23 protein-coding genes and 1 tRNA gene are annotated in these 19,717 nt (G+C 63.9%); 13 read left to right on the top strand and 11 right to left on the bottom strand.

The window, feature by feature from the left end; genetic code table 11:
- The first annotated feature begins 68 nt into the window (after nucleotides 1-68).
- The 5 genes from map (at nucleotide 69) to minE (ending at nucleotide 3,613) form a co-directional block, all read left to right on the top strand.
- Complete coding sequence (map, locus tag AB6804_RS03450) at nucleotides 69-851, top strand: type I methionyl aminopeptidase (RefSeq protein ID WP_035960586.1); 783 nt, start codon at nucleotides 69-71, stop codon at nucleotides 849-851.
- A 166-nt stretch (nucleotides 852-1,017) separates the two neighbouring features.
- The gene (locus AB6804_RS03445; RefSeq protein WP_370885227.1) at nucleotides 1,018-1,542 is read left to right on the top strand and encodes a GNAT family N-acetyltransferase; all 525 of its coding nucleotides are present in this window, start codon (nucleotides 1,018-1,020) and stop codon (nucleotides 1,540-1,542) included.
- Nucleotides 1,543-1,675: 133 nt separating this feature from the next.
- Entirely contained in the window at nucleotides 1,676-2,455 is a 780-nt protein-coding gene (minC, locus tag AB6804_RS03440) for a septum site-determining protein MinC (RefSeq protein ID WP_370885226.1), read from the top strand.
- Between the two features lie 78 nt (nucleotides 2,456-2,533).
- Nucleotides 2,534-3,349, top strand: a complete 816-nt coding sequence (gene minD, locus AB6804_RS03435; protein WP_035960590.1) for a septum site-determining protein MinD — start codon at nucleotides 2,534-2,536, stop codon at nucleotides 3,347-3,349.
- 9 nt (nucleotides 3,350-3,358) lie between these two features.
- Complete coding sequence (minE, locus tag AB6804_RS03430) at nucleotides 3,359-3,613, top strand: cell division topological specificity factor MinE (RefSeq protein ID WP_008350955.1); 255 nt, start codon at nucleotides 3,359-3,361, stop codon at nucleotides 3,611-3,613.
- Nucleotides 3,614-3,731: 118 nt separating this feature from the next.
- Here the strand turns inward: minE and AB6804_RS03425 are convergent, their stop codons facing one another.
- Nucleotides 3,732-5,096: a chloride channel protein gene (locus tag AB6804_RS03425; RefSeq protein ID WP_370885225.1), complete on the bottom strand. Its 1,365-nt coding sequence runs from the start codon at nucleotides 5,094-5,096 to the stop codon at nucleotides 3,732-3,734.
- Between the two features lie 269 nt (nucleotides 5,097-5,365).
- Nucleotides 5,366-5,545, bottom strand: coding sequence for a hypothetical protein (locus AB6804_RS03420; protein ID WP_035961093.1), 180 nt, complete (start codon nucleotides 5,543-5,545; stop codon nucleotides 5,366-5,368).
- Between the two features lie 225 nt (nucleotides 5,546-5,770).
- On the opposite strand from AB6804_RS03420, the gene AB6804_RS03415 reads away from it, so the two are divergent.
- Complete coding sequence (locus tag AB6804_RS03415) at nucleotides 5,771-6,970, top strand: OpgC domain-containing protein (protein ID WP_370885224.1); 1,200 nt, start codon at nucleotides 5,771-5,773, stop codon at nucleotides 6,968-6,970.
- A gap of 24 nt (nucleotides 6,971-6,994) precedes the next feature.
- Here the strand turns inward: AB6804_RS03415 and AB6804_RS03410 are convergent, their stop codons facing one another.
- Both AB6804_RS03410 and AB6804_RS03405 read right to left on the bottom strand, forming a co-directional pair.
- Nucleotides 6,995-8,299, bottom strand: coding sequence for an MFS transporter (locus tag AB6804_RS03410; protein WP_244793205.1), 1,305 nt, complete (start codon nucleotides 8,297-8,299; stop codon nucleotides 6,995-6,997).
- A 262-nt stretch (nucleotides 8,300-8,561) separates the two neighbouring features.
- Entirely contained in the window at nucleotides 8,562-9,053 is a 492-nt protein-coding gene (locus AB6804_RS03405; RefSeq protein ID WP_370885223.1) for a TonB family protein, read from the bottom strand.
- A gap of 109 nt (nucleotides 9,054-9,162) precedes the next feature.
- Here AB6804_RS03405 and AB6804_RS03400 point away from each other — a divergent pair, with 109 nt between their 5' ends.
- Together AB6804_RS03400 and AB6804_RS03395 are read left to right on the top strand one after the other, a co-directional pair.
- Complete coding sequence (locus AB6804_RS03400) at nucleotides 9,163-9,321, top strand: hypothetical protein (protein WP_167569245.1); 159 nt, start codon at nucleotides 9,163-9,165, stop codon at nucleotides 9,319-9,321.
- Nucleotides 9,322-9,383: 62 nt separating this feature from the next.
- Nucleotides 9,384-9,524: a hypothetical protein gene (locus tag AB6804_RS03395; protein ID WP_370885222.1), complete on the top strand. Its 141-nt coding sequence runs from the start codon at nucleotides 9,384-9,386 to the stop codon at nucleotides 9,522-9,524.
- Nucleotides 9,525-9,539: 15 nt separating this feature from the next.
- Here the strand turns inward: AB6804_RS03395 and AB6804_RS03390 are convergent, their stop codons facing one another.
- From AB6804_RS03390 to rph, 7 genes are all read right to left on the bottom strand, one after another.
- Complete coding sequence (locus tag AB6804_RS03390; protein ID WP_370885221.1) at nucleotides 9,540-9,863, bottom strand: hypothetical protein; 324 nt, start codon at nucleotides 9,861-9,863, stop codon at nucleotides 9,540-9,542.
- A gap of 214 nt (nucleotides 9,864-10,077) precedes the next feature.
- Nucleotides 10,078-10,227, bottom strand: a complete 150-nt coding sequence (locus AB6804_RS03385; protein WP_370885220.1) for a hypothetical protein — start codon at nucleotides 10,225-10,227, stop codon at nucleotides 10,078-10,080.
- Nucleotides 10,200-10,289: transfer RNA gene (locus tag AB6804_RS03380), tRNA-Ser, on the bottom strand. The genes AB6804_RS03385 and AB6804_RS03380 overlap by 28 nt, the downstream gene beginning before the upstream one ends.
- Before the next feature lie 45 nt (nucleotides 10,290-10,334).
- Nucleotides 10,335-11,543, bottom strand: coding sequence for an MFS transporter (locus tag AB6804_RS03375; protein WP_370885413.1), 1,209 nt, complete (start codon nucleotides 11,541-11,543; stop codon nucleotides 10,335-10,337).
- Between the two features lie 11 nt (nucleotides 11,544-11,554).
- Complete coding sequence (gene hemW / locus AB6804_RS03370; protein ID WP_370885219.1) at nucleotides 11,555-12,790, bottom strand: radical SAM family heme chaperone HemW; 1,236 nt, start codon at nucleotides 12,788-12,790, stop codon at nucleotides 11,555-11,557.
- Nucleotides 12,787-13,386 (bottom strand): RdgB/HAM1 family non-canonical purine NTP pyrophosphatase, encoded by a 600-nt coding sequence (gene rdgB / locus AB6804_RS03365; RefSeq protein WP_370885412.1) that lies wholly within the window; start codon nucleotides 13,384-13,386, stop codon nucleotides 12,787-12,789. Before rdgB ends, hemW begins: the two co-directional genes overlap by 4 nt.
- Before the next feature lie 10 nt (nucleotides 13,387-13,396).
- Complete coding sequence (gene rph / locus AB6804_RS03360) at nucleotides 13,397-14,137, bottom strand: ribonuclease PH (protein ID WP_370885411.1); 741 nt, start codon at nucleotides 14,135-14,137, stop codon at nucleotides 13,397-13,399.
- A 281-nt stretch (nucleotides 14,138-14,418) separates the two neighbouring features.
- On the opposite strand from rph, the gene AB6804_RS03355 reads away from it, so the two are divergent.
- From AB6804_RS03355 to AB6804_RS03335, 5 genes are all read left to right on the top strand, one after another.
- Complete coding sequence (locus AB6804_RS03355) at nucleotides 14,419-15,363, top strand: YicC/YloC family endoribonuclease (RefSeq protein WP_370885218.1); 945 nt, start codon at nucleotides 14,419-14,421, stop codon at nucleotides 15,361-15,363.
- A gap of 9 nt (nucleotides 15,364-15,372) precedes the next feature.
- Nucleotides 15,373-16,047, top strand: coding sequence for a guanylate kinase (gene gmk, locus AB6804_RS03350; RefSeq protein WP_370885217.1), 675 nt, complete (start codon nucleotides 15,373-15,375; stop codon nucleotides 16,045-16,047).
- 69 nt (nucleotides 16,048-16,116) lie between these two features.
- Nucleotides 16,117-16,320 (top strand): DNA-directed RNA polymerase subunit omega, encoded by a 204-nt coding sequence (rpoZ, locus tag AB6804_RS03345; RefSeq protein WP_006025620.1) that lies wholly within the window; start codon nucleotides 16,117-16,119, stop codon nucleotides 16,318-16,320.
- A gap of 135 nt (nucleotides 16,321-16,455) precedes the next feature.
- Nucleotides 16,456-18,825, top strand: a complete 2,370-nt coding sequence (locus AB6804_RS03340; protein ID WP_035961107.1) for a bifunctional (p)ppGpp synthetase/guanosine-3',5'-bis(diphosphate) 3'-pyrophosphohydrolase — start codon at nucleotides 16,456-16,458, stop codon at nucleotides 18,823-18,825.
- A 63-nt stretch (nucleotides 18,826-18,888) separates the two neighbouring features.
- A complete protein-coding gene (locus tag AB6804_RS03335; RefSeq protein WP_370885216.1) occupies nucleotides 18,889-19,380 on the top strand; it encodes a phage protein NinX family protein in 492 nt (163 codons plus the stop codon).
- Nucleotides 19,381-19,717 lie beyond the last annotated feature (337 nt).

Raw genomic sequence — 19,717 nt, 5'->3', positions numbered from 1 at the left:
CCTCCGGCATTCGCCAGAGGCGGTTCCGGGCCCGCATGCAGGCGGCACGAAACCATCCGCATTGCTCAATGGCCATCACCCTCAAGACTCCCGCCGACATCGAGAAGCTGCGCATCTCAGGCCGCCTGGCCGCCGAAGTTCTCGCGATGATCGCCGAACACGTGCGCCCCGGCGTCACCACCGACGAACTCGACTCCATCTGCAATCGTTTCATCGTCGACGAGCTGAAGGCGGTGCCGGCGAACGTCGGCTACATGGGCTTTCCGAAGACGGTTTGCACGTCGGTCAATCACGTGGTGTGTCACGGCATTCCGGGGCCGAAGGAATTGAAGGACGGCGACATCATCAATATCGATGTGGCGATCATCAAGGACGGCTACTTCGGCGACACCAGCCGCATGTACTACGCCGGCACGCCTGCGAAGGAAGCGCGGCGTCTGACCGAAACCACCTACGAAGCGATGGTCGCCGGCATCCGCGCGGTGCGTCCCGGCGCGACGCTCGGCGATATCGGCTTCGCGATCCAGTCGGTCGCGCATCGCGAAGGCTTCTCGGTGGTGCGCGAGTATTGCGGCCACGGCATCGGCCGGGTGTATCACGAAGACCCGCAAGTGCTGCATTACGGCCAGCGCGGCGCGGGGCTGCGTCTGAAGCCCGGCCTGGTCTTCACCATCGAGCCGATGATCAACGCGGGCCGCGCGGCCACGCAGCAATCACGCGATGGCTGGACCGTCACCACCAAGGACCGCTCGCTGTCGGCGCAATGGGAGCACATGGTCGCCGTCACCGAGGAAGGCTTCGAGCTGCTTACGCCGTGGCCGGATGGCACGGGCGCTTACGCGCAACCGTGAGCGGACAGCCCCAGGAAAGCCGCGAAAGCGTGCGCTTTAAAGCACTTTCCAGGATTTAGGAATTGACGGGTTCGCCCGTTCGGATGAAGCTACGCGAATGGGCCTGCGCCCGAGCCGCCGCAAGGCGCCCGGGCAAAGCCAGAAAGCCAGAGAGATAATCGCCCGCATGAGTCCCTCACTGACCGTCAGCCGCATCGGCGCGCAACAAGGTTCGGTTTTGCGCGAGCTTCGCACGGCATCGCTGCGCGAAGCGCCGTACGCGTTCGGCGAAACACTCGAAGACGCACTGCTCGTCGATCCCGCATCATTCGACGATACCGCCACGCTGCACGCCAGCTCGCCCCGGCTCGCCACCTTTCTGCTGTACACCGAAGGGCATCCGGCCGGGCTCGTGCATGCGTATATCGAAGAGGCCGACGACAAGCGGGCATTCGTGAGCGCACTGTGGGTCGCGCCGGCGGTTCGTCATCTGCGGGGCGGGGAGCTGCTCGTCAACTTCGCATCGCAGTGGCTCGCGGAGCAGGGCGCATCGGAAGTGCATGCATGGATCGCCGATGAAAACCGCAACGCGATGCGCTTCTACGAACGCCTCGGCTTCGGCCCCACCGGCGATCGACGCGCAATGCCGATGCACGAGCAGGAAGCGGAATCGCTGTACGTGCGTCACATGAAGTCCGGACACGACGCTTAAGCCCTCCGCGTCCAGCCTTTGCATGGCGTGCGCGCCGCACGCACTCATCTGTTCGATGCCAGAAAATCGGCCTGAAAAACTATGGCCGCAAGCGTGTACGCCTGTAAAATACGCAAAATTTTTGGCCGTTCCTATGTCGCTCAACAAAACGCCCTTCTTCGAACTGCGCAGCGGCTCCGTCGACACGCTTCTCTTCGTCGTCAAGACTCCCGACCTCGACGTCCTTCGCACCGAACTCACGCGGCGCTTCGAAGCGACTCCCGAATTCTTCGCGAACGACGTCGTCGCCATCGACGTGCGGCGCCTCGCCTCGGCTGACGGCGGCGAAGGCGAGCGTGTATCGCTGGCTGAGCTTGAGACGCTTTTGAAAAGCGTACGCATGCGTCCCGTCGGCGTTGTCGCGTTGCCGTCGCAGGCCTGGGCGATTCAATGGGCCAACGCGGGCGGCTTGCCCATTCTGGAAGCACGCGACCGCCGGGGTGCGCCGAAGCCCTCCGTCGATGAAGCCAGGCCCAACACCGAAGCCGCCGCTGTCATCGAAGCAGCCGTCGCGAAGGAGCCGCCGCCTGCGCTGCCGCAACCGGCGACCATCATCGAAAGGCCGCTGCGCTCCGGGCAGCAGGTGTACGCGAAGGGCGATCTCATCGTGCTCGGGCTCGTGTCGTATGGAGCCGAGGTCATCGCGGAAGGAAACATCCATATCTATGCGCCGTTGCGTGGCCGCGCGCTCGCAGGCGTGCACGGCAATCTCGAAGCGCGCATCTTCTGCACGTGTCTCGAGCCGGAACTGATTTCCATCGCCGGGATCTACCGGACGACCGAGAACCCGCTCGCAGCCGATGTGCAGAGCAAGCCCGTGCAGATCTGGCTCGACGAAGAAAAGCTCATGATCGAACCGCTGCGGCTGACCTGAAGCCGCGCGCCCGTTGCGTATGGCGCGCGCTCATGCATGAGGCGCAAGCGGACCTATTGACGAACACAAGGTACTTGTATGGCAAAAATCATTGTGGTGACTTCGGGGAAGGGCGGCGTCGGCAAGACGACCACCAGCGCGAGCTTTGCATCGGCGCTTGCCATACGCGGCCACAAGACGGCCGTGATCGACTTCGACGTCGGTCTGCGCAACCTCGACCTCATCATGGGCTGCGAACGCCGCGTCGTGTACGACCTGATCAACGTCATTCAGGGCGAAGCGAACCTGCATCAGGCGCTCATCAAGGACAAGAAATGCGAGAACCTTTACATCCTTCCGGCGTCTCAGACGCGTGACAAGGACGCATTGACGCTCGAAGGCGTCGAGAAGGTCATCGACGAACTCATCAAGATGGACTTCGAGTACATCGTCTGCGATTCGCCCGCGGGCATCGAGTCGGGCGCGCTGATGGCCATGCACTTCGCCGACGAAGCGCTCATCGTGACGAATCCGGAAGTGTCGTCGGTGCGGGACTCGGACCGCATTCTCGGCATCCTCGCATCGAAGACGAAGCGCGCGATGGAAGGCAAGGAGCCGGTCAAGGAACACTTGCTGATCACGCGCTACAACCCGAAGCGCGTCTCCGAGGGCGAGATGCTGTCGCTCAGCGATATCCAGGAAATCCTGCGCATCGACCTCATCGGCGTGATCCCGGAATCCGAAGCGGTGCTGCATGCATCGAATCAGGGTTTGCCGGCCGTGCATCTCGACGGCACAGATGTCGCGGAATCCTACAAGGACGTGGTGTCGCGTTTCCTCGGCGAGGAAAAGGCGCTGCGTTTCACTGACTACCAGAAGCCTGGCCTGCTGCAACGCATCTTCGGCACCAAGTAAGGGGACGCAATGTCGATTCTTTCGTTTTTGCTGGGCGAGAAAAAGAAGTCCGCTACGGTCGCGAAGGAACGCTTGCAGTTGATCATTGCGCACGAGCGCGCGGGTGGCAAAGCCGCCGCCGATTATCTGCCGGCGTTGCAACGAGAACTGGTTGCCGTGATTTCGAAGTACGTGAAGATTTCCGATGACGATATTCGAGTGAGCCTCGAACGTCAGGACGATCTCGAAGTGCTGGAAGTGAAGATCGAAATTCCGCAGGCGTAACGCGCCATCACGCACCGCGCGGCGTCGTACGTCCGCGCGGTGCGTTGTGATACGAAAAAGCCAGGATCGGGCGATCCTGGCTTTTTGCTTATGCGCGTTATCGTTTGCGCGCCGCGGTTCACGCCTGTTTTTCGACGCGCGCCGCTTCGGTTGCGGGCACTTCCGGCGACGGCGCCTGCGCGGCGACGGGCGTCGCATAGCGCTCGGACAGCGCCTCGTAGAGCGGGGGCGCGAACGCACGCGACACCCGGCTCGAGATGAGCGCGGTCGCCATCAGCGAGATGACGAGCGCGTGGCCGTTGATCATCTCCATCACGATGACGAACGCGGTGATCGGCGACTGGGTGACGGCGGCGAGATAGCCGACCATCGCGAGCGCGATGAGCATCGGCAGCGGCATGTCGGTGAAGAACATGTGGAGCACATTGCCGAAGCCCGCGCCGATCGACAGCGATGGCGCGAAGATGCCGCCGGGGATGCCGGGCAGATACGAGCCGATCATCGACACCATCTTGAGCAGCGGATAAAACACCGACAGATGCTCGCGTCCTTCGAGCAGGCCGCGCGCTTCGGCGTATCCGCTGCCGAACGTCGTCCCGCCGGACACGATGCCCGCCACCGCGATGACGAGCCCGCACAGCGCCGCGAACGCCACCGGACGCGATGCGTGCAGCGTGCGCAGCGGCGCGGGAATCCACTTCGCCGTGTTGAGCAGCAGCCAGCAGAACACGCCGCCCGCGATACCGGTGATGACCGCCGTCACGACGACCGCGACTGCCAGCAGACTGGGGAAATGCGCGCCGACGTCGATGGTGCCGAAGTACGTGTAGTTGCCGTTCAGCCCCAGCGCCACGATGCCGGCGATGATGATGCCGGTGATCAGCACGCCGCTCGCCCGCGTCGAGAAGCTGCGTGTCAGTTCCTCGATCGCGAACACGATACCGGCAAGCGGCGTGTTGAACGCCGCCGACAGACCCGCCGCCGCGCCTGCGAGCACGAGTTGCCGCTCGATCAGCAGATTCGAGCGCGGATAGAACCGCCGCATGTTGAACATCAGCGCCGCGCCGACCTGCACGGTCGGCCCTTCGCGTCCGATCGTGAAGCCGCCGAGAATCGCGATGAAGGAAACGGCGATCTTGCTCGCGAGGATCTTGAGCGTCATGAGCCGCTTGCCTGCCGCCGCCGTCGGGCTGTGCAGCACGGCGATGACTTGCGGAATGCCGCTGCCTTCGGAGCCGCGAAAGAAGCTGCGCGTGAGAAAGACGCACAGCGCCGCGACCGCCGGCGTCACGATGAGCGGCAGCCACGGATGCTCGGCGCGATAGTGCATGAAGAGGCCGTAGCCCCAGTCGATGAGCCGTGCGTAATACACCGCGACGAGACCGACGAGAATCGCGCCCAGCCAGAAGATGCCGTAGCGCCGCCACAGACTGCGCGTGCGGCGCGTGGTCAAGGTCGAGAGAGAGCGGAGCGCTCGGAGCATGCGGTAGCCGTCGCTTTCTGATGAGCGCCGATTATAACGACCATCTCATAAACGGGCGCGCTGGCTGAGAAGGCAGAACGGTCGCCAGAAAAAAGAACAGGCGCGAGGCTTGCGCCGGGCGCCCAGGAAACGCTCCCACAAAACAGGAGCGGAGAGGAGAAGAGCGCCGCACGCGCCGGAACCATGAGCAAGCACGCGCGGCATTAATCGTTCGGACTGGGTCACGCGATGGAAGTTCAACGGAGTTTCGAACTTCGTGGCCCGGACGTTCAAGCCGTAAGGACTTCGAAAGCAATCACGGCGGCGATTGCGCCGAGATTGGCGACGACCGCCTCGCATAGGACTCCGCGCCATGTCGCGGGCCGGAAGCGGATCGCAAGCAGCAGGGCGACGGACAGCGCGATGGCGATCATCGCGACGAGGTGCGAGCTTTGCAGATAGAGGCGCATGGTGGTCTCCGCTGAAGTGCCTTGCTGCAATCGAGTATAGGCACGCCGCGCCGCGCGTGAAACCGGCAGAAACGCCATTTTCCCGCCAGCCTGCGGACGGCGTTCGAGTGTTAGCTTTGATGCACGCATTTCAGGGGATCTTCTTGCAGCGCCGCTTACCAACCCGAATGCGCGCAATCGTCGCTGAGAGGCGCGCCCGACAGCAGTTCGTGGAGCATTCGATCGATGACTTCCCCGACGACACGTTCACTAGAAGTCGATTTCTTTCGGGGAATCGTGCTGCTGGTCATCGCGGTCGACCACATATCGGGAAGCGTGCTGTCGCATTTCACGTTGCATCGATACGCGTTCTGCGATTCCGCTGAAGTCTTCGTGTTTCTTGGCGGTTACGCGTCGGCGGCGGCTTACACGGCGCTCGCGACTCGCCGTGGCCATCCGGCCGCTCGCCAACGCTTTTTCAAGCGAAGCTGGGAAATCTATCGCGCGTACCTGCTGACGGCGGTTTTGATGCTGCTGGGCGGCGCGCTGCTGATGATCCTTCAGATCGATTCGCCGATGCTGCAATACACCGAATGGCCCGCGCTGCTCGGGCGTCCGTTCGGTCTGATGCTCGATGTCGCAACGTTGCGCCAGCAGCCGTATCTGTCGTCGGTATTGCCGATGTATGCGCTATTCGCGCTGGCCATGCCGGTCGTGGCGCCGCTTGCGCAGCGCAAGCCCGTCGTCGTGATGTTCGGCAGCCTGCTCCTGTGGCTCGCCGCTGGGCCGCTCACGCACGCGCTGCCGGCGTCATATCTGCAAGCATGGTCCTTCAACCCGTTCGCCTGGCAACTGATGTTCGTGGCGGGCGTGCTGGCGCGCGTGCAGCCGATCAGCGACACGTTCCACGCGAGCCGGACCGCGCGCTGGCTCACGTGCTTCGCGGTCGCCTTTGCTCTGACGTTCGCGTTTGCGAAGCTGTTTCTCGAGACGCAGGCCCCGCCGGGATACATGAAGCAAAATCTCGCGACGCTGCGCATCGTGAGCTTCGCGGTGGTGGCGTGGATCGTCGCGCGGGCGGTGTATCGAGGATGGATCGGCGATCTGGCGCGCAGGCTGCCGGGCGTCGTGACGGTGGGGCAGCAGGGGCTCGTGTGTTTCATCGCGGGCGCGTGCGTGTCGCTCGTGCTGGATTCGGCGCTGCGCGTGATGGGCGTCGATCAACTGGGGCGGACGCCGTCGCACTGGCTCGCGGGACTCGCCGCCGATGCGCTCGCCATCGGCGCGCTGCTCTGGCTCGCGCGCTTCTGGGCGGATCGCAAGGCGGCGAAGGCGGCCCGCGCGAAAGAGGCGGCCCGCGCCGGGGCGAAGCCGTCGCCGCGTCTGTCCGTCATCGAGCGGCAGCCGGCACCCGCGCACGCCGTCGATCGGCGGCGCGAGCGTTGAACGTGTCGCCGCGCCGCGCCTTCGTCACTCCAGCGTGATGTCGCGTGTCTCGCGCATCGCCAGCACGGCGAGGAGGCTCACCGCCGCCGCGACCGACACATAGCCGCCGACCCACGCGAGTCCGCCGCGATTCGCGAGCAGTTGCGCGATATACGGCGCCACCGACGCTCCCAGAATCCCGCCCAGGTTGTACGCGACGCCCGCGCCGGTATAGCGCACGTTGGTCGGAAACAGTTCGGGCAGAAGCGCTCCCATCGGTGCAAACGTCACGCCCATGAGGAACAGTTCGATTACGAGGAAGAGCGCGACGTAAGCCGTGTTGCCGCTGCCGAGCAACGGCGCCATCGCGAAGCCGGAGAGGATCGCCGCGATGCAGCCGACGGCCAGCACCGGCTTGCGGCCGAAGCGGTCGCTGGCGATAGCGGAGATCGGCGTGGCGATCGCCATGAACAGCACGGCGAAGCACAACAGGCCGAGGAACTTCTCGCGCGAGAAGTGCAGCGTGGCGACGCCGTACGACAGCGAAAAGACCGTCGAGATGTAGAAGAGCGTATAGCAGACGACCATCGCGAGTGCGCCGAGCAGCGTCGGCCCGAGATAGCGGCCAAGCAGCGTCGCGATGGGCACGCGCACGCGCTCCTGGCGTTCCAGCGCGGCGCGGAACGCGGGCGTTTCCGCGATCTTCAGGCGCACGTAGAGGCCGAGCGCCACCAGCACCGCGCTGACGATGAACGGCACGCGCCAGCCCCAGCTGCGAAACTGTTCGTCGGAAAGCGAGAGCGCGAGGCCGAAGAACAATCCGTTCGATGCCAGAAAACCGACCGACGGCCCGAGCTGCGGAAACATCCCGAACAGGCCGCGCTTGCCTTTCGGCGCGTATTCGGTCGCGAGCAGCGCCGCGCCGCCCCATTCGCCGCCGAGCCCGATGCCCTGGCCGAAGCGCAGGATGCACAGCAGCACGGGCGCGAGGCTGCCGATGGAATCGTAGCCGGGCACGAAGCCGATGAGCGTCGTGGAGACGCCCATCACGAGCAGCGAGGCGACGAGCGTCGATTTCCGGCCGACGCGATCGCCGAAATGCCCGAACAGGAACGAGCCGATGGGGCGAGCCAGAAACGCGATGCCGAAGGTGACGAACGCTGAGAGCGCCTGCGCCGCCGGCGATCCGTGCGGAAAAAACACCGGCCCGATGACGAGCGCGGCGGCGGTCGCGTACACGTAGAAGTCGTAGAACTCGATCGCGGTGCCGATGAAGCTCGCGAAGATCACGCGCGAGGTGCTTTGGGCTTTATCGCCGGGGTTGGCGGCGGAAAGCGGGGTTGAGGACATGGTGTCTCCGTTTCATGAAGCGCTGTTGGGCGCATCGGCCGCAAATGGACGATGGCGCTCGGTCATGCTTTTATAGGGATGAAATACGATGCCTCGGGTTGCGCGAGAGTGTGCGCAAGGCGGGTGCGGCGTGGCCGCATGAGCGCTTCGCGCGGCGCGCGGGGTCGGCGCGCGGCGAAGGCGGCGCCGGTCGGAGCCGGCAGGGGGTGCCAAAAGTATATCGACCGGGCGCGGGGAGCGCCAACTCGTTCGCCGGCGGGCGCTAGTCGATGGTCGTCGCCTGCGGCGAGTGCGATGTCTGCAACTGGAACTGGCCGTTGTCGTTGAACATCCATCCTTCGAAGAGTTCGATCTGGCCGCTGCCGTTCAGCAGCCGCGCGGGCGGCGCGGGCAAGGGCGCCGAGCGTCGCAATGACGCGAGCGCGGTGGCTTCGGCTTCATCGTCCCCGTTCGTGCGATACACCGACGAATGCACGACTCGCCCGCTGCGATCGACGGTGAACGAGACGAGGACGAACGAGCGCAGCATCGCTTGCGGGGTGCCCCGCAGCACGAGCGACGGATTGCGCTCGAAGATGCGCTCCGCGATGCGCGCTTTGTAGTCATTGAGCGTGGGACTGGGTGCGGGCGTCGCGGGCGCGGCGGCGCGCGCCTGCACGACGCTCGGCGGCGGCGTGAAAGTGCAGGCGGTGGTGGCGAGAAGCAGTATCGACGTGACGCAGATGCCCGACCGTCGTATGAATGAGGCGCACATGGAACGAAAGCACGAGTGACCCAATGATTTAATAGTAGTCGGTGATTGCGTCGACGGGTGCAAAACTTGCTAACAATGGTCGTACATCGAACGGAGAACGGAGGAAGTCATGAGCAGCGAACCGAATCGCCCTGAAGATGCACAACCGGCCGAGCATAGCGACAACGAGAAGAGCAAGTTGCCGGAGCGTAACGACGAAGGCCGCAAGCAGGCGCCGAATGACCAGCCGGGCAAAGAGCCGGGCGCGGGCGAGCCGCCGGTGGGTTGAGCGCACCGGGGATGCGGTGCTAAGGTAGGAGAGAGGCGTCCCGCGCCTCTTGGGAGAAAGCCATGTCACCCGCGAACGATCCCCCTTCCAACGGCGCGCCTGAAAAACAGCCGCCGTCACCCAACGAGAACGGCTCGGTTCCCGATGCCGATAAGGCCGAGCCCGCGCCGCACGAGCGTCCGGTCAGAACGGACGACAACTGACGCGGGGCATTTGCGTCAGTCGCGGTAGGGTTGGACCAGTTCGGCGCAGCGCAGCGGCGTGAGGGAACGCGTCGCGGCTGAATCCGTCGCGCGCGTTTCGACGCAGCGGTAGACGCTGTTTGTCTTCTGCAGGATGTAGGTGTCCTCGGGCAGGCCGGTGCTGCGCGCGGCGACGCTCGTCGTGCCGGTTATCGTGTATCCGTTCTGGATCAGGTCGAACAAGGTGATGTCGGATGCGCGCCATTGGGTGTTGGGCAGGACTTCGGCGTGCGCGGACGGTATGAGGTTGCTGAGAGCGAGTGCTAAAAGGAGCGCCGTTATGCCGCCTGGGATTTTCATGCGCGGTTCTCCGTGGGCTTAAGGCGGGTTAGAGGGCGTGCGGTCGGAGGGGTTCATTAGTTGACGGTGGGCGCGTGGTATTGCGTGGGTGTCGAGGTTGCTCAGGGCTTGGCAAGACTGAAACTTTGTCTCGATTCCTGCGACCGTCATTATGTTGGTTATTCAGAATAACGCTCTGGTTTGCTTCTGCTGTTGCGTGTTACTTCTCTGCTTCTTAGGGGATGGCGGAGAGGAGAACATAGGGAAAGCTGAAACACAACAAAACCACGATATCGCCCGGCCAGAAAAACAGAAACCCCGTAAAGTCATCAGACTTACGGGGTTCGATTGATGCATTGGTGGAGGCGGTGAGATTCGAACTCACGGAAGGATCGCTCCTTCGCCGGTTTTCAAGACCGGTGCCTTAAACCGCTCGGCCACACCTCCAGCAAGGCGCGTATTGTAGCGCAACTCGCAGGCCGCAAGAAACGGTCAGCCTTCGAGCGTGCGCGTCGCCTTTAGAGCGGGAAACAGCCGCATCCACAGCAACGCGACCGCAATCGTGCCGATGCCGCCGATCAGCACCGCCGGCACCGCGCCGAACAGCCCCGCCGTCATCCCCGATTCGAATTCGCCAAGCTGGTTCGACGTTCCGATAAACAGCGAATTGATCGCGCCGACGCGTCCGCGCATCTCGTCCGGCGTCTGCAATTGCACGAGCGACATCCGCACGACGACGCTGATCACATCCGACGCGCCCAACGCCGCCAGCGCGATCAGCGACACGTACAGATTGCTCGAGAGCCCGAACACGATCGTCGCGATGCCGAACGCGATCACGCCGCCGAACAGCGCCGTGCCCGCGCGCCGTCGCAACGGAAAATGCGCGAGCCAGATCGATCCGGCCAGCGCGCCCGCCGCCGGCGCCGCTCGCAGCACGCCCAATCCCCACGGCCCGGTATGCAGGATGTCACGCGCGAACACCGGCAGCAGCGCGGTGGCGCCGCCAAGCAGCACCGCGAACAAATCGAGTGACAACGCGCCGAGAATCACCGGCTTGCTTCGAATAAAGCTGACCCCGCTGAACAACGCCGCAAACGACAAGGGCGCACGCATGCGCACGGCGTCATCGATGCGAATCGCCGAGACCGCGCACGCCGCGACCACGAAAGCGGCCGTCACTGCGCCATACACGGTCGATGCGCCGAGACCGTACAGCAGGCCGCCCATCGCGGGGCCGACAATCTGCGCGGTCTGATTCGCCGATGTCGACCACGCGCTCGCGTGCTGCAACTGATTGCGCGCGACGAGGTTCGGCAGCAGCGCGGCCATCGACGGCGATTCGAACGCGCGCGCAGCGCCCGTGATCATTGCGATCGCGTAGATGGGGCCGACGTGATCCCAGCCGCGCCACGCGCCGAAGCACAGCACGAGCGCCGCGATGCCCTCGATCGTCTGACAGACATACGCAATCGTGCGCCGGTCGTAGCGATCCGCGGCGTGACCGACGACGAGCGTGAGCACGAACATCGGCAGAAACTGCGCGAGTCCGACGAGGCCGAGCGCATAGGCGCTGTGCGTGATCGAATAGACCTGCCATCCGATCGCGACCGACATCATCTGAAACGCCACCGACGACATCACCCGCGCGCTCCAGAAAAGCGCGAAAGGACGATGCCGCATCACCGAGCCTGGCGCCATCGCGGGCGCGCTCAACTGTGCGGATCCTTCAAGAACAACTCCTGGAGATCGTTCAGAAAACGCTGGCCGAGCTCAGTCGGCGCGATGCGCTCGAAATCGCGCGTGATGAGTCCGCGCTTCTCCGCTTCGACGAGCGCAGGCTCGATCGCGGACATCGCGAGACCGGTGCGCTCGACGAACGCGTGGACCGGAAAACCCTCGACGAGCCGCAGCGTATTCAGCATGAATTCGAACGGCAAATCGCGCGGACCGACCTGGCGCTCTTCCTGAATCGCGCTTTCGCCGGGCGACAGCGCCTGATCCATATACGTCGACGGATGCTTGAAGCGCGCCTGCCGCACGATCTTCTGCGGAAACGACAGCTTCGTATGCGCGCCCGCGCCGATGCCCAGATAGTCGCCGAAGCGCCAGTAATTCAGGTTGTGCCGGCTCTGCCGGTGCGGCTTCGCATACGCCGACACTTCGTAACGCTCATAGCCCGCATCGCGCGTGCGCTCGTGAATCCAGTCCTGCATGTCGGCGGCGGCGTCGTCGTCGGGCAGCGCGGGCGGATATTTCGCGAAGAGCGTATTCGGCTCCATCGTCAGGTGATACAGCGACAGATGCGGCGGCGCGAATGCGATCGCCGTCTCGATGTCCTGCCGGCATTCATCCAGCGTCTGCTGCGGCAACGCGAACATCAGGTCGAGATTGAAGTTGTCGAAGTGCTTCGCGGCGATCTCGACCGCGCGCCGCGCCTGGCTCGCATCGTGGATGCGCCCGAGCGCCTTCAGATGCGCCTCGTTGAAACTCTGAATGCCGATCGACAGGCGATTCACCCCGCTCACGCGATACTGCGCGAACTTCTCGACTTCGAACGTGCCGGGATTGGCTTCGAGCGTGATCTCGGCGTCGGCGTCGATGGGAAGCAGGGCGCGCGCATCGGAGAGCAGCCGGTCGAGTCCCTTCGCCGACAGCAACGATGGCGTGCCGCCGCCGATGAAAATCGTGTGGACCTGACGTCCCCATACCAGCGGCAAGGCGCTTTCGAGATCGGCGCGCAACGCGTCGAGATAGCGGTCTTCAGGGAACGTGTCGTCCTTTGATTCGTGCGAGTTGAAATCGCAGTAAGGGCACTTGCGCACGCACCACGGAAAATGCACGTAGAGCGAAAGCGGCGGCAGCGACGTCAGCCGGATGCTGCCCGGCGACGTGAAGGCCTGGACGACGTTGATCGTGCGTTTGGTGCTGTCGGGTCCGGTGCTCACGCGAGTTCCTTCAGCCGTTGCAGCAGGTCACGCAGCGCGAGCGCGCGATGGCTCAGCGCGTTCTTCCGTGCGGGATCGAGTTCGGCGGCAGTCGCGTTCAGTGTCGGCAGGAAGAAGTGCGGATCGTAGCCGAAGCCATTCGCGCCGCGCGGGGCATCGATTACTTCGCCGTGCCAACGGCCTTCCGCGATGAGCGGCTCGGGATCGTTCGCATGCCGCACCAGCACGAGCACGCAGAAATAGTATGCGCGGCGGTCCGCCTCGTTCGCGAGGTCCGCGACGAGCCGCGCATTGTTGGCGGCGTCGCTTTTGTCGCCGCCGTTCATCATCGCGTAGCGCGCCGAATAAACGCCGGGCGCGCCGTTCAGCGCGCGCACGCACAGACCGGAGTCGTCGGCGAGCGCGGGCAGGTTCGTCAACGCCGATGCATGACGCGCCTTCGCCAGCGCGTTCTCGACGAACGTCGCGTGCGGCTCTTCCGCTTCCGGCACGCCGAGTTCGCCCTGCACGATCAGTTCGATGCCCGCCGCCTCCAGCAGCGATGCAAATTCGCGCAGCTTGCCCGCGTTGTTCGACGCGAGCACCACGCGCTTCATGCCATGCGTATCAGACACCTTCGATCTCCAGCGCCGCCTTCTGCTTCGCGATCAGCGCCTTGATGCCGCTGTCCGCGAGATCGAGCAGCGCGTTCATTTCGTCGCGCGAGAACGGCGCGCCTTCCGCCGTGCCCTGAACTTCGACGAAACCGCCTGCGCCCGTCATCACGACGTTCATGTCGGTATCGCACTGCGAGTCTTCTTCGTAATCCAGATCGAGCACCGGCGATCCATCGAAGATGCCGACCGAAATCGCCGCGACGAAATCCTTCACCGGCGATTGCGCGATGCGCCCGCTCGCGAGCAGCTTCGTTGCCGCATCGTGCGCGGCGACGAACGCGCCGGTGATGCTCGCCGTGCGCGTGCCGCCATCGGCCTGGATCACGTCGCAGTCGATATGCAGCGTACGGGGGCCGAGCGCGTTGAGATCGAATACCGAGCGCAGCGCGCGGCCGATCAGGCGCTGGATCTCCTGCGTGCGGCCGGTCTGCTTGCCGCGTGCGGCTTCGCGGTCGCTGCGCGTGTGCGTGGCGCGCGGCAGCATGCCGTATTCGGCGGTCAGCCAGCCTTGCTCGCGTCCGCTCAGAAACGCCGGAACGCGCTCGGCAATGCTCGCCGTGCAGATCACCTTGGTATCGCCGAACTCGACGAGCACCGAACCTTCCGCGTGCTTCGTGTAATGCCGCGTGATGCGGACATCGCGCAACTGGCTGTCGCGGCGGCCGCTCGGACGTGGAATGGAAGGCTTCAGCAGGGGAGAGTCGGTCATGGTGATCCGGAGTAGGAGAGGTCAGGCGTGGCTTCGAAGCCGATCGCGCCGGGTGCAGCGATTTTATCGTCATTCAACGCGAGACGTTGCCGGGCGCGACGGGTGCGGAGAGCGCCTGTCCGGGCGGCCCGCGCGGCAAAAATGGGATAATGCCGATTCATCGCCCGGCGGCACACGCGTGCTCATCCCAAAGCACCTTCAGACGCGCCGGGCGTTTCGTTGAACCGGCCTTCGCAAGGAAGGCTCACATCGCGAGACGGACCATGATCTACAGCATGACAGGCTATGCCAGCGCGACGCGCGAAGTCGTCGCGGATGGCGCCGGACCCAATGGCGCCGGCGGTTCCGGCGTCGGCGTTTCGGTGGAGTTGCGCACGGTGAATTCGCGCTTTCTCGACCTGAATTTCCGGATGCCCGAAGACGTGCGCGCGACCGAACCGCAATTGCGCGAAATGCTGATGACGAAGCTCTCGCGCGGCAAGGTCGATATTCGCATCAACCTGAATCGCGTCGAGCAGACGGCCAATGCGGGCGCGCTCAATCGCGAGGCGCTCACGCAACTCGCGACGCTCGAACGCGCGGTGCTCGACGTTTTCCCGGATGCCGAACGCATGCGCACCGGCGAGATTCTTCGCTGGCCGGGCGTGCTGGCGGAAAGCTCGGTGTCGCCGGAAACGCTGCGTGAAGCGGTGCTTGCGTGCGGCAAGCAGGCGATCGCCGATCTGATCGACGTGCGCGCGCGTGAAGGCGCGGCGCTCGGCAACGTGCTCATCAATAACGTGACGGAGATGGAAACCATCGTCGCGCGCATCACGCCGCTGGTGCCGGAGCTGATCGCCAAGCATCAGCAGAAGATCGTCGAGCGCTTGCAGGACGCGCTCGGCATCGCGACCGCCGAGAACACGGCCACGACGAGCGTGCCGCGCGAAGAGATCGCGGAGCGCATCCGTCAGGAAGTGACGATGTACGGCATTCGCATCGATATCGCCGAAGAATTGCAGCGCCTGACCGCGCATCTCGCTGAAACTCGCCACGTCCTGCAGAAGGGCGGCAAGGTCGGCAAGCGGCTCGACTTCATGATGCAGGAGCTGAATCGCGAAGCGAACACGCTCGGCTCGAAGGCGGCGGCGAAGGAACTCGCGGATGCATCGATGACGCTCAAGCTGCTCATCGAACAGATGCGCGAACAAGTACAGAATCTGGAGTAACGCAACATCATGCCGAACACCGCACACCGCTCGCATAGCAACTACACGGGCGTCTATCCCGGCAACCTGTTCATGGTGGTCGCGCCTTCGGGCGCGGGCAAGTCCACGCTCGTCAACGCGCTGCTCGCGCAGGATCCGGCGATTCGCCTGTCCGTCTCGTACACGACGCGCGATCCGCGTCCGACGGAAACCAACGGCGTGCAGTATCACTTCGTGTCGGTCGAAGACTTCATGGAACGGCACGGCAAGGGCGAGTTCCTGGAGAGCGCCGAAGTCCACGGCAACTACTATGCGACCTCGCGCCTGTGGATCGAAGACCAGATGAAGATGGGCCACGACGTGCTGCTCGAAATCGACTGGCAGGGCGCGCAGCAGGTGAAGAAGCAGTTCCGCAACGCGGTGGAGATCTTCATTCTGCCGCCGTCGCTGGATGCGCTCGAAGACCGGCTCAAGAAGCGCGGCCAGGACTCGGAGAAAGTCATCGTGCGCCGTCTGCTCGCGGCGGGCAGCGAGATGGCGCATGCATCGGAAGCAGAGTACGTGGTCATCAACGAAAAGTTCGATCGCGCGCTCACCGAACTGCAATGCCTCGTCACCGCGACGCGGCTGCGCTTCACGTCGCAATACGCGCGTCATACGCAGCTTTTCGTCGACCTCGGCATTCATCCCTCGCACGCGTCGTGACGCGAGCCGTGGCCAAGCCGTACCGGTCACATAAGGTAGAATGAAACTCATATTGAGAAGGAAACAAACATGGCCCGTATTACCGTCGAAGACTGCCTGAAACAAATTCCGAATCGCTTCGAGCTCGCGCTCGCGGCAACGTATCGCGCGCGTCAACTGGCGCAAGGTCACACCCCGAAAATCGAAAGCCGCGACAAGCCGACCGTCGTCGCGCTGCGCGAAATCGCAGCGGGGCAGGTGGGCGTCGAAATGCTGAAGAAGGTGCCCGTTTAAGGGCTGCCGGCTTCAAAGTCTTAACGCTTCATACGCGTTTCATTTCTTGCAACCGGCGCGACAGATCGTAAAGCGGCGCGTCACACGAACACGGAGGCGAACTTGAGTCAGACACCGTTGCCCGTCTCCGCGTCCGTGGACCCCGAGACCGATTCCGACATCGACCAGGACGCGCTCCTCGACGCCGACAAGCCGCACGCCGCGCGCAAGTACATCGACGCAGTCCTCGAACAGTCTTTCCGTCATCTGTTCGGCCCGACCGCAACGCCGGAGCAGCCGCGCAAGCACGACGTCGTTTCCATCGCGAACCTGACGAACGCGCTCGCGAGCTACATCTCGGCCGACGAGATCAAGGAAGTCAAGGCGGCGTTCCACTTCAGCGACGAAGCGCATCTCGGGCAGTATCGCCAGAGCGGCGAGCCGTACATCACGCATCCGGTCGCGGTCGCGGAAATCTGCGCGAGCTGGAAGCTGGACGCGCAATCGATCATGGCGGCGCTCCTGCACGACGTGATCGAAGATCAGGGCGTGACCAAGACGGAGATCGCAGAGCGCTTCGGCGCGAAAGTCGCGGAACTGGTCGATGGCTTGTCGAAGCTCGACAAGATGGAGTTTCGAAATCGCGAGGAAGCACAGGCGGAGAACTTCCGCAAGATGCTGCTCGCGATGGCGCGCGACGTCCGCGTGATTCTCGTCAAGCTCGCAGACCGGCTGCACAACATGCGCACGCTCGGCGCGGTGCCGCCGGAAAAGCGCCGCCGCGTCGCGCGCGAAACGCTGGACATCTATGCGCCGATTGCGCATCGGCTCGGCCTGAACAACACGTATCGCGAGTTGCAGGACCTGAGCTTCGCGAACTTCAACCCGAATCGCTACGCCACGCTCGAAAAAGCGGTGAAGTCGGCGCGCGGCAACCGGCGCGAAGTGGTCGGCAAGATTCTCGAAGCGGTGCAGCGCACCATCGCGGATGCGAAAATTTGCGCCGAAGTCACCGGCCGCGAGAAGACCATCTTCAGCATCTACAAGAAGATGCGCGACAAGCAGTTGTCGTTCTCGCAAGTGCTCGATGTGTACGGCTTTCGCGTCGTCGTCGAGAGCGCGCTGGAATGCTATACGTGCATCGGCGCGCTGCATGCGCTCTACAAGCCCGTGCCGGGCAAGTTCAAGGATTACATCGCGATTCCGAAGGTCAACGGCTATCAGTCGTTGCACACGACGCTCGTGGGGCCGTTCGGCGCGCCCATCGAGTTTCAGATTCGCACGCGCAAGATGCATGAGATCGCCGAAGCGGGCGTCGCGGCGCACTGGCTCTACAAGAACGGCGGCGCGGACCTCAACGATGTGCAGAAGCGCGCGCATCAGTGGTTAAAATCCCTGCTCGACATTCAAAGCGAAGCCGGCGATTCGAGCGAATTCCTCGAACACGTCAAGATCGACCTGTTCCCGGACGCGGTCTATGTCTTCACGCCGAAGTCGAAGATCATGCCGCTGCCGCGCGGCGCGACCGCGCTCGACTTCGCGTATTCGATCCACAGCGACCTCGGCAATCAGTGCGTCGCGGTGAAGATCAACAACGAATTGCTGCCGCTGCGCACGGAGCTGAAGAGCGGCGATATCGTCGAAGTGATCACCGCGCCGTATTCGAAGCCGAATCCCGCGTGGCTGGGCTTCGTGCGCACCGGCAAGGCGCGCTCGGCCATTCGTCACTATCTCAAGACGATGCGTCTGAACGAGTCGGTGCAACTGGGCGAGCGGCTCGTCGACCAGAGTCTCAAGGGCTACGGCCTCGCATTGTCCGAGGTCACGCCGGAAGTGTGGGAAAAGCTCGTGCAGTGGACGGGCAACAAGACGCGCCAGGAAATTTTCGCGGACATCGGCCTTGGCCGTCGCGTCGCGGCGGTGATGGCGAAGCGCATCGAAGTCTTGATGAACGGCATCGCCGATGACGACGAGCATCCGCATCGCGAGCATCACAACACGAATACCGCGCCGCCGGTGGTGATTACGGGCACCGAGGGCATGTCGGTGCAGCTGTCGCCGTGTTGCCGCCCGATTCCGGGCGACAACATCATGGGCTATATCGGCATCGGGCTCGGCATGGCGATTCACACGACCGAGTGCCGCGTCGCGCAACGCATTCATCGGCGCGATCCGGGCCGCTGGATCGACGTCGCGTGGGCGCCGCAGCCTGGCCGTCTCTTCGATGTCGCCGTGAAGGTGCTCGTGCGGAACACCAAGGGCGTGTTCGCGCGGGTCGCGGCGGACATCACGTCGGCGGATGCGAACATCGTGCATATCGCGATGGACGAAGATGTTTCGCAGGAAGCCAAGCTGTTGCGTTTCGTGATTCAGGTCAGCGACCGCGTGCATCTCGCCAACGTGATGCGCCGCGTGCGCACGAACCTGGACGTGATGCGCATTGCGCGGGAGCGTCCGAGCGACGAGCCGCATCATCGCAATCAGGACGGCGGCATGCGTGTCGACCGGGAACGCGCCGACTACTGAGCGGCGCGGGAACGCGGCGTGCATGCCTTTCGTCATTCGACCGAAAGCATGGGAAACGCCGCAATGAAAACATCCGATCTCGAAGGCGCCACGCTCGACTACTGGGTCGCGCGCGGGCTGCACGACTTCATCCGCGAAATCTACTTCACCGACAGCGGAGAGACGCTCTCCATTCGCGGCAATGACCGTGGCAAGGCATGGGACGGGCGATTCCTTCCATCGACGTCATGGGAGGCGGCTTCCGTCGTGCTGGAGCGCGCCTGCCGGCTGGAGATGAGCGATCACGGGCGTGGCGAGGTGCAATGCACGGTGACGTTCGGCGCGCAGGGCCAGCCGGTGGAAGGGCGCGGGCCGTCGCTGCGCATCGCGCTGCTGCGCGCGTTCGTGCAGCATTCTTTCGGCGATGCCGTCGAGGACGTTTATCTGCGGCATCCGCAGACACTGCTTGGGACGCGGGCTGAATCTATCTCGGAGCAGACTGCCGTTAGCACGGCGGGGGATGTTCCTGTTCCTGAGGGGCGGATAGGGGATGTGCGGTCGGCGCCGCGGCCTTGAGTTTTCTTGGGATTCGGTGTGGCGGGGAGGTGGTTTCGCATCGGACTATTGATGCGTCCGTCGCCGGCGGGGGCACGTGATTGAGTTGGCGCTTTGGCGCCTTTGCGCGACTCCATGCACGAAACAGCTTCTACACCGCCGATAGCATCCGTGGGCGGCGGACGCGTCGCCTCGTGGCGCAGCAGGGCTTAGTGCAGATCTCACAGTCTGACGGCGTGGTAGGCCCGGTATAGCGCGTCGCGCTGCCATCCGGCGCGAGGCTCGATCACGCGCCAATATCTGCGCCAAAAACAAAAAGGGCCTTCCGTCTGGAAGGCCCTTCGAAAAAATGGCGCGG

The organism is Caballeronia sp. RCC_10 (assembly GCF_041360715.1).
Classification (GTDB): domain Bacteria; phylum Pseudomonadota; class Gammaproteobacteria; order Burkholderiales; family Burkholderiaceae; genus Caballeronia; species Caballeronia grimmiae.
The sequence above is the reverse complement of the archived record's forward strand: the minus strand, read 5'-3'. Positions and strand labels throughout refer to the sequence as shown.

What these genes read in the sequence shown, in the direction of transcription:
- map (WP_035960586.1), top strand. Translation starts at nt 69, where the DNA reads ATGGCCATCACCCTCAAGACTCCCGCCGACATCGAGAAGCTGCGCATC.
- AB6804_RS03445 (WP_370885227.1), top strand. Translation starts at nt 1,018, where the DNA reads ATGAGTCCCTCACTGACCGTCAGCCGCATCGGCGCGCAACAAGGTTCG.
- minC (WP_370885226.1), top strand. Translation starts at nt 1,676, where the DNA reads ATGTCGCTCAACAAAACGCCCTTCTTCGAACTGCGCAGCGGCTCCGTC.
- minD (WP_035960590.1), top strand. Translation starts at nt 2,534, where the DNA reads ATGGCAAAAATCATTGTGGTGACTTCGGGGAAGGGCGGCGTCGGCAAG.
- minE (WP_008350955.1), top strand. Translation starts at nt 3,359, where the DNA reads ATGTCGATTCTTTCGTTTTTGCTGGGCGAGAAAAAGAAGTCCGCTACG.
- AB6804_RS03425 (WP_370885225.1), bottom strand. Translation starts at nt 5,096, where the DNA reads ATGCTCCGAGCGCTCCGCTCTCTCTCGACCTTGACCACGCGCCGCACG.
- AB6804_RS03420 (WP_035961093.1), bottom strand. Translation starts at nt 5,545, where the DNA reads ATGCGCCTCTATCTGCAAAGCTCGCACCTCGTCGCGATGATCGCCATC.
- AB6804_RS03415 (WP_370885224.1), top strand. Translation starts at nt 5,771, where the DNA reads ATGACTTCCCCGACGACACGTTCACTAGAAGTCGATTTCTTTCGGGGA.
- AB6804_RS03410 (WP_244793205.1), bottom strand. Translation starts at nt 8,299, where the DNA reads ATGTCCTCAACCCCGCTTTCCGCCGCCAACCCCGGCGATAAAGCCCAA.
- AB6804_RS03405 (WP_370885223.1), bottom strand. Translation starts at nt 9,053, where the DNA reads ATGTGCGCCTCATTCATACGACGGTCGGGCATCTGCGTCACGTCGATA.
- AB6804_RS03400 (WP_167569245.1), top strand. Translation starts at nt 9,163, where the DNA reads ATGAGCAGCGAACCGAATCGCCCTGAAGATGCACAACCGGCCGAGCAT.
- AB6804_RS03395 (WP_370885222.1), top strand. Translation starts at nt 9,384, where the DNA reads ATGTCACCCGCGAACGATCCCCCTTCCAACGGCGCGCCTGAAAAACAG.
- AB6804_RS03390 (WP_370885221.1), bottom strand. Translation starts at nt 9,863, where the DNA reads ATGAAAATCCCAGGCGGCATAACGGCGCTCCTTTTAGCACTCGCTCTC.
- AB6804_RS03375 (WP_370885413.1), bottom strand. Translation starts at nt 11,543, where the DNA reads ATGGCGCCAGGCTCGGTGATGCGGCATCGTCCTTTCGCGCTTTTCTGG.
- rdgB (WP_370885412.1), bottom strand. Translation starts at nt 13,386, where the DNA reads ATGAAGCGCGTGGTGCTCGCGTCGAACAACGCGGGCAAGCTGCGCGAA.
- AB6804_RS03355 (WP_370885218.1), top strand. Translation starts at nt 14,419, where the DNA reads ATGATCTACAGCATGACAGGCTATGCCAGCGCGACGCGCGAAGTCGTC.
- gmk (WP_370885217.1), top strand. Translation starts at nt 15,373, where the DNA reads ATGCCGAACACCGCACACCGCTCGCATAGCAACTACACGGGCGTCTAT.
- rpoZ (WP_006025620.1), top strand. Translation starts at nt 16,117, where the DNA reads ATGGCCCGTATTACCGTCGAAGACTGCCTGAAACAAATTCCGAATCGC.
- AB6804_RS03335 (WP_370885216.1), top strand. Translation starts at nt 18,889, where the DNA reads ATGAAAACATCCGATCTCGAAGGCGCCACGCTCGACTACTGGGTCGCG.